The sequence below is a fragment of the Azospirillum sp. 11R-A genome, assembly GCF_049472615.1.
Lineage (GTDB): Bacteria > Pseudomonadota > Alphaproteobacteria > Azospirillales > Azospirillaceae > Azospirillum > Azospirillum palustre.
This window is the reverse complement of record NZ_JBCEBL010000002.1, coordinates 448,109-454,738: the sequence shown is the minus strand read 5'-3', so window position 1 is coordinate 454,738 and position 6,630 is coordinate 448,109. Positions and strand designations below refer to the sequence as shown.

6 protein-coding genes and 3 tRNA genes are annotated in these 6,630 nt (G+C 62.3%); 3 read left to right on the top strand and 6 right to left on the bottom strand.

The features are described 5' to 3' along the window. Nucleotides 1–1,235 precede the first annotated feature (1,235 nt). Nucleotides 1,236–1,550 (bottom strand): hypothetical protein, encoded by a 315-nt coding sequence (locus tag VH569_RS05685; protein ID WP_423314508.1) that lies wholly within the window; start codon nucleotides 1,548–1,550, stop codon nucleotides 1,236–1,238. A gap of 406 nt (nucleotides 1,551–1,956) precedes the next feature. Between VH569_RS05685 and VH569_RS05680 the strand changes: the two genes are divergently transcribed. After that, nucleotides 1,957–2,520, top strand: a complete 564-nt coding sequence (locus VH569_RS05680; protein ID WP_423314507.1) for a recombinase family protein — start codon at nucleotides 1,957–1,959, stop codon at nucleotides 2,518–2,520. A 160-nt stretch (nucleotides 2,521–2,680) separates the two neighbouring features. On the opposite strand, the gene VH569_RS05675 is transcribed toward VH569_RS05680, so the two are convergent. From VH569_RS05675 to VH569_RS05655, 5 genes are all read right to left on the bottom strand, one after another. Then, nucleotides 2,681–2,756: transfer RNA gene (locus VH569_RS05675), tRNA-Glu, on the bottom strand. A 46-nt stretch (nucleotides 2,757–2,802) separates the two neighbouring features. Continuing rightward, nucleotides 2,803–2,878: transfer RNA gene (locus VH569_RS05670), tRNA-Glu, on the bottom strand. 68 nt (nucleotides 2,879–2,946) lie between these two features. Next, a tRNA-Glu gene (locus VH569_RS05665) sits at nucleotides 2,947–3,022 on the bottom strand. Nucleotides 3,023–3,077: 55 nt separating this feature from the next. Further along, a complete protein-coding gene (locus tag VH569_RS05660; protein WP_423314515.1) occupies nucleotides 3,078–4,100 on the bottom strand; it encodes a threonine aldolase family protein in 1,023 nt (340 codons plus the stop codon). Nucleotides 4,101–4,127: 27 nt separating this feature from the next. Continuing rightward, entirely contained in the window at nucleotides 4,128–4,445 is a 318-nt protein-coding gene (locus tag VH569_RS05655) for a hypothetical protein (protein ID WP_098735696.1), read from the bottom strand. Between the two features lie 64 nt (nucleotides 4,446–4,509). Here VH569_RS05655 and VH569_RS05650 point away from each other — a divergent pair, with 64 nt between their 5' ends. Together VH569_RS05650 and rpoH are read left to right on the top strand one after the other, a co-directional pair. Continuing rightward, nucleotides 4,510–5,556: an RluA family pseudouridine synthase gene (locus VH569_RS05650; RefSeq protein ID WP_423314506.1), complete on the top strand. Its 1,047-nt coding sequence runs from the start codon at nucleotides 4,510–4,512 to the stop codon at nucleotides 5,554–5,556. 161 nt (nucleotides 5,557–5,717) lie between these two features. Beyond that, on the top strand, nucleotides 5,718–6,608 hold the full coding sequence (gene rpoH, locus VH569_RS05645) for an RNA polymerase sigma factor RpoH (protein ID WP_376966495.1): 891 nt from the start codon (nucleotides 5,718–5,720) through the stop codon (nucleotides 6,606–6,608). The last annotated feature ends 22 nt before the right edge of the window (nucleotides 6,609–6,630 follow it).

Here is a 6,630-nt window from a genome sequence, read left to right as displayed (position 1 = left end):
CATCCCCCCAACGGCCGCTTTCTCTTCAACCGGAGAGAATCACGACTGGTCAGCACAGCACAGCCTTTTTCCGCGGCCTGCTAGTTTCTCTGCCCATGCAGAACTTGACCGTAGCAGGGTTGCCGGTGTGACCCGGAACCATGGCGTCGAGTTCCGAAACTAGTTTTTTGAAGATAACGAGTTTGTTGCGGTAGTCCTTCTGCGGAATATGAACAGCAAAGTTACTGTGAGTGCCTAGCGTTTTGCCGCATTCGACAGTGTGCAGATAGTTGAACGGGATACCTTCGCGTTCGTACCATGCTCGCAGTCTGCGGATGAAGGTCTCTTGGCGAGTAGTTAGAAGTTCAGGCTTCCAGCATTCTGTCTTGTTCCAGGCGATAATGGGGAACGCGGTGAACGGTTGTCTAATGTGCTCTGAGTACGCGAAAGCATTAATAAGCTGCACGCTACCATGCCGACTGATATAGTCGGTTACGAATTTGGTCAAATTTGTCCTATAGCTGTTGGTCTGGGCAATGGCGCTTCGCGCCAGCCAGAGCAGGGGGTTAAAAGTCTAAGAGAGGATAATCTAATACTGGATCGCAGTGCGAACCGTGCTGAACCCGTTGCAATGCCTTGCCCGACGGAGGGTCCGACGGGTTGGAATTCGGCAAAGTTTCGGGTAGCGGGGGAATATGATGCACAACGCCGAACGAAGCGCAAGGGCTTTCTTCAAAAAAAATAGCGGGGACGTTGAGCGGTAACAGAACTGCCGGAATGACCACCGCCCGAGGGCGCATGTGGAAAGACGTGCAAGAATGGCTCACGCCTAGCGGCGGCTACTCATATTATATAATAAAAACAGATAGTTACGTCGTATCTGGCATGTTCCGATAGCCGCCAACAAGCCGGTAACGAACATGGTAACAATGGGTCGGATGAACCTAGACCATGCCCGTATATCGAATGCGGGAGGGGGTGGGTGGCCCTGGCACTCCCCCCGCTACATCCCGAGAAGGCCGGTGCTTGAGCAGCTTTGCAGCCGACTCGGGAAACCAGCGTGCGACAAACGGCAACCGGCCAGCGCTCGCTTGCTTGCAGACTGGACAAGATGCAACTGGATCAAGCTCCCGCCTATTAGTCATGCCTATTGTAAAGCGGGCCATATTTGACCCGTTCAAGTCTTGGACGTTTCGATTATGCGTAGCCGTTCTAACGCACTGGACCGTTGGCCTTCCGCGTATCCGATACCGGGCCTATCGCATCAGTTCATTAATGTGCTTCTGCGTCCAGAACTCAGCGAGATCATACACTTTCTGAATGTCGCTGCGGCTTGGCTTCTCGGACCACTTCAGAAGTTGGTAGCGGTCCTCGGCATCAAGTTCACTATATGCCCCGTTTATACATTTGGAGACGGCAGATGAGAACATTTTATTCATATCCATTGCGCCAGGACGCCCATGAATTTTCACACTATTAAATAATATCTCACCCATCTTCATTCCGACGGCACCAAGTATCCGTGGCTTTCTTGCCTCTTCTATCTGATAAGACTTAAAGAACCCGAACATTGACTTCTCCTTTTCATAAAGTAATTATGAACTGCGAACTACTCAAATGATTATGTTCTGGATCGTTTTTTCTTTCCAGACTTCCATCTCTAATCGGCTATGTGTCGGCGAACATATGGCAAAGCCCATGCCACCATCTTCGCCGTTGCCGCTGCCCGCGCCCTTAGAACTTGTTCTGGCATGCTGGCGCATTCTCGGAATGCGTCTTTTTCTCAAGACGATACTGTTTTGCCCAAGAACTGTAAACCATCCGCCGCATACTGTGTCTTGTTGATGTATACCCAAACAAGGCGATTGGGCGAGACAGCGAGGCTCAAGCTTTGTCTGTCTCATTTGGGTTGCCAACGCCTTTGCGAGACGATATAGGGAAAGGGTCTAGACCCAAACAAGACAGAAAGCCAGCGCCATGGCCGTTTACGGATATGCCCGAGTCAGCACCCATGAACAGGACTTGGCTTTGCAGGAAGAAGCCTTGCGCAAGGCAGGCTGTGACGTGATCCGGGCGGAGAAGGTCAGTGGCACCAGCCGCAACGGCCGGGCTGAGTTGGACACCCTCATGCAGTTCCTTCGCGCTGGCGACGTTCTCATGGTCACGCGCATTGACCGGCTTGCCCGGTCCATTGGCGACCTTCAGGACATCGTGCGGGAGCTACGGGAGAAGGGCGCAGCGTTGAAGGCCACCGAGCAGCCGATTGATACCAGCAGCGCAGCCGGTAAAGCCTTCCTCGACATGCTGGGCGTGTTTGCCGAGTTCGAGACGAACTTGCGTCGGGAACGGCAGATGGAGGGTATCGCCAAGGCCAAGGCGGCAGGCGTCTACCAGGGCAGGAAGCCGCAGATTGACGCTGACCAAGTGCGCAAGCTCAAGTCTGAAGGGCTTGGAGCGGCGGAGATTGCCCGTAAGCTTGGTATCGGCAGGGCCAGCGTCTACCGCTTGTTTAAAGGGACGCCCGGCGACAGCAATCCGTAAAGCATGGGGAGAGGCAGGATAGCGCCGCTTCGGCGGCGCATGCACCCACAGCCGAACTAAGGCCGTGCTACTTCTGTGCTACCTACTGTGATACTTCGCTGTGATACCACAAGCGCCGTATGGGCAGCTAACCCGTTGATATAAAAGAAAAACCGCGAAGTGGCGTCCCCGACGGGAGTCGAACCCGTGTCGCCGCCGTGAAAGGGCGGTGTCCTAGGCCTCTAGACGACGGGGACGTTGTACCTTCAAGCCCGCGCTCGCAAAACTCATCCAGCGCGTGGATGGCGTCCCCAAGGGGAGTCGAACCCCTGTTACCGCCGTGAGAGGGCGGTGTCCTAGGCCTCTAGACGATGGGGACGTCTGGTCCCGATGCATGGCTGCGGCGGTGGAGGCTGCCACCGGCCGCGCGACCCAACCCTGGAAGGTTGGCGTCCCCAAGGGGAGTCGAACCCCTGTTACCGCCGTGAGAGGGCGGTGTCCTAGGCCTCTAGACGATGGGGACGTCATCGGCGTGGGCGGGTTTCTAACCAAGCCAGCCCCGCCGATCAAGCCTTTTCTTAGAGTCGGCGCAAAATATCCAGCAGCCCGTCCACCACGGCCGCCGGCGTGTCGAACGCAGTCACGAACCGCGCCGTGCCGTCGTCCCAGCGGTAGAAGCCGTAGCCGGCCGCCTCCAGCGCCTCGGCATAGGGCACCGGCAGGCGGACGAACAGCTCGTTGGCCTCCACCGGATGGGCCAGCTCGACGCCGGGCAGCGCCGTCAGCCCGGCAGCCAGACGGTCGGCCATGGCGTTGGCGTGGGCGGCCAGCCGCAGCCACAGCCCGTCCTCCAGCCAGGCGTCGAGCTGCGCCGACAGGAAGCGCATCTTCGACACCAGATGGCCGCCGCGCTTGCGGCCGAAGCCGAAATCCTCGGCCATCGCCGGGTTGAAGAACACCACCGCCTCGGCGGCGAGGCAGCCGCCCTTGGTGCCGCCCAGCGTCAGCACGTCGACCCCGGCGCGCCACGTCACGTCGGCCGGCTTGCAGCCCAGCCGAGCGATGGCGTTGGCGAAGCGGGCGCCGTCCATATGCACGGCCATGCCGTTGGAATGGGCGACCTCGACCAGCGCCTCGACCTCCGCCGGGGTATAGACGGTGCCAGCCTCCGTCGCCTGGGTCAGGCTGAGGGCGGCGGGCTGGACGCGGTGGACGACGCCGACGCCGGCCTTCGCGATGTGGTGCTGCACCGCGTCCGGCGTCAGCTTGCCATGCGCGCCGGCCAGCGGGACCAGCTTGGCGCCGCCGGTGAAGAACTCCGGCGCACCGCATTCGTCGATGGTGATGTGCGCCTCGTCGTGGCACAGCACCGCGCCATAGGGCGGCACCAGCGCCGACAGCGCCAGCGAGTTGGCGGCCGTGCCGGTGGCGACCGGGAAGACGGCGACCTCGGTCTCGAAGATCGCGCACAGCCGCTCGGTCACCCGCGCGGTCCAGGGATCGTTGCCATAGGGCGACGCGGTGCCGGAGGACGCGGCGGCCAGTGCCGTCATCACCTGCGGGGCGGCACCGGCGACGTTGTCGCTGCGGAAATCATGCATCATCTGTGTCCGGATAGGGGAAAACGGTCACTTGCCGGCGGTCACCGTCGCGGTGACGGCGCCGTTGCGCGGGTCGATCAGATAGAGGCGGTCCGGCCCCTGCGGCAGGGTCACCTTGAACAGGACGCGGTTGCCGGCCACCAGCATCTCGCCGATGCGGGCGCCGGCCGGAACGTCCAGCGTCACCTCGGCCGGGCGCTCGGCCGGAACGGGCGCCGGGGCGGTGGCGGTCAGCGAGGCGCGGTTGGGATCCGACATCCGCTTGTACAGCTCCACCCCCAGAAAGGTGAAGCCGGCGAGGATGAGAACGCCCATGATGACGATGAGTGCCTTGAGGATCTGCACGGTTTGGGGTCCACTCCCGGACGATTGAAACAGGACGCGATGCGCGAAGCCGATGCCAGCCGATATGCCAGATGACCTGTCCGACGATTTCCTCGATGCGGACGACGACGCCGGCACCCCCGCCTACGCCGCTCCCCAACTGCTCGCCTACACCATCCCCGACGAGGCGGCGGGCCAGCGGCTGGACAAGGCGTTGGCAGCGGGCCTGCCGGACCTGTCGCGGTCGCGCGTGCAGGCCCTGCTGGAACAGGGCTGCGTGCGCGGCGACGGCCGGACGATAACGGACGCGTCCCTGAGGGTCAAACCCGGCCAGACCTTCGAGGTGCAGGTTCCCGGCGCGGAGGCCGCCGAACCGGTGGCGCAGGACATCCCGCTCGACGTGGTCTATGAGGACGCCGACGTGCTGGTGATCGACAAGCCGGCCGGGCTGGTGGTGCATCCCGCCGCCGGCAATCCCGACGGCACGCTGGTCAACGCCCTGCTCGCCCATTGCGGCGACAGCCTGTCCGGCATCGGCGGGGTGCGGCGGCCCGGCATCGTCCACCGGCTGGACAAGGACACCAGCGGCCTGATGGTGGTGGCCAAGAACGACCGCGCCCACCATGGCCTGTCGGACCAGTTCGCCGACCGCACGCTGAGCCGCACCTATCTGGCGCTGGTCTGGGGCGTGCCTAACCCGACGCAGGGCCGGATCGAGGGCAACATCGGCCGCAGCAGTGCCGACCGCAAGAAGATGGCGGTGGTCACCGGCGGCGGGAAGCCGGCCGGCACCAAATACCGGGTGGTCAAGAGCTTCGGCATGGCCGCCTCGCTGGTCGAATGCGTGCTGGAGACCGGGCGCACCCACCAGATCCGCGTCCACCTGACCCACATCGGCCATCCGCTGGTCGGCGATCCGCTCTATGGCCGCGGGCGGTCGGGGCGGCCGGGTGGCAAATTCGCCTCGCTGCTGGATGAGCCGGTGCGGTCCAGCCTTGTCGGGTTTCCGCGCCAGGCGCTGCATGCCGCGGCCCTGACCTTCCGTCATCCGGTTAGTGGCGAAATTGTGGCATTCCGCTCCTCAATTCCGGCGGATATTCATGAACTAATTGTCACCCTGGAGTCGGTTTAAAACGGTACACCGGGAAATCTTTCTTGGTTAGACTCAGCGTCAATGGCGAGGTTCCTTCGCCCGCTCATTGCGAGGGGCCTATGGAACCCGCGCTGAAGAGCGGCGGCGGTCCCTGAAATCCTTCGGATGGGAACGCCGGCTGTCAGGAGAGGGGTTTTACCATGGCGACGGCATCCAACCTTCCGGCGATCGGGTCCGAGAGCAATCTGTCCCGCTATCTCCAGGAGATCCGCAAGTTCCCGATGCTGGAGCCGCAGCAGGAATACATGCTGGCCAAGAGCTGGCAGCAGCATGAGGATTCCGGCGCCGCCCACCAGCTCGTCACCAGCCACCTGCGGCTGGTGGCCAAGATCGCCATGGGCTACCGCGGCTACGGCCTGCCATTGTCGGAGCTGATCTCCGAAGGCAATGTCGGCATGATGCAGGCGGTGAAGCGCTTCGACCCCGACCGCGGCTTCCGGCTGGCGACCTACGCCATGTGGTGGATTCGCGCGGCGATCCAGGAATACATCCTGCACAGCTGGTCGCTGGTTAAGATGGGCACCACCGCCGCGCAGAAGAAGCTGTTCTTCAACCTGCGCCGGCTGAAGGGCCAGATGCAGGCCATCGAGGAGGGCGACCTGTCGCCCGAGCAGGTCCACGCCATCGCCACCAAGCTGGACGTGCCGGAGCAGGACGTCGTCAACATGAACCGGCGGCTTGCCAGCCCCGACCATTCGCTGAACGCGCCCTTGCGGGCGGAGAGCGAGGGCGAATGGCAGGATTTCCTCGTCGACGAGACCGCCAGCCAGGAAATCACGCTGGCCGACCGCGAGGAGTTGGGCAAGCGCCGCAAGCTGCTGGCGAACGCGATGACCGCGTTGAACGACCGCGAACGCGACATCCTGACCGAACGCCGCCTGCGCGAGGCGCCGACGACGCTGGAGGACCTGTCGCAGAAATACGGCATCAGCCGCGAGCGCGTCCGCCAGATCGAGGTCCGCGCCTTCGAAAAGCTGCAGAAGGCGATCAAGGCCGCCGCGGTCGAGCAGAAGATGGAGAGCGAGGCGTAAGGCGGGACCGGACCGCAAACGG

Bases quoted from the DNA above. Each gene is read 5' to 3' on its own strand.
- VH569_RS05685 (WP_423314508.1), bottom strand. From the start codon at position 1,550: ATGTTCGGGTTCTTTAAGTCTTATCAGATAGAAGAGGCAAGAAAGCCA.
- VH569_RS05680 (WP_423314507.1), top strand. From the start codon at position 1,957: ATGGCCGTTTACGGATATGCCCGAGTCAGCACCCATGAACAGGACTTG.
- VH569_RS05660 (WP_423314515.1), bottom strand. From the start codon at position 4,100: ATGCATGATTTCCGCAGCGACAACGTCGCCGGTGCCGCCCCGCAGGTG.
- VH569_RS05650 (WP_423314506.1), top strand. From the start codon at position 4,510: ATGCCAGATGACCTGTCCGACGATTTCCTCGATGCGGACGACGACGCC.
- rpoH (WP_376966495.1), top strand. From the start codon at position 5,718: ATGGCGACGGCATCCAACCTTCCGGCGATCGGGTCCGAGAGCAATCTG.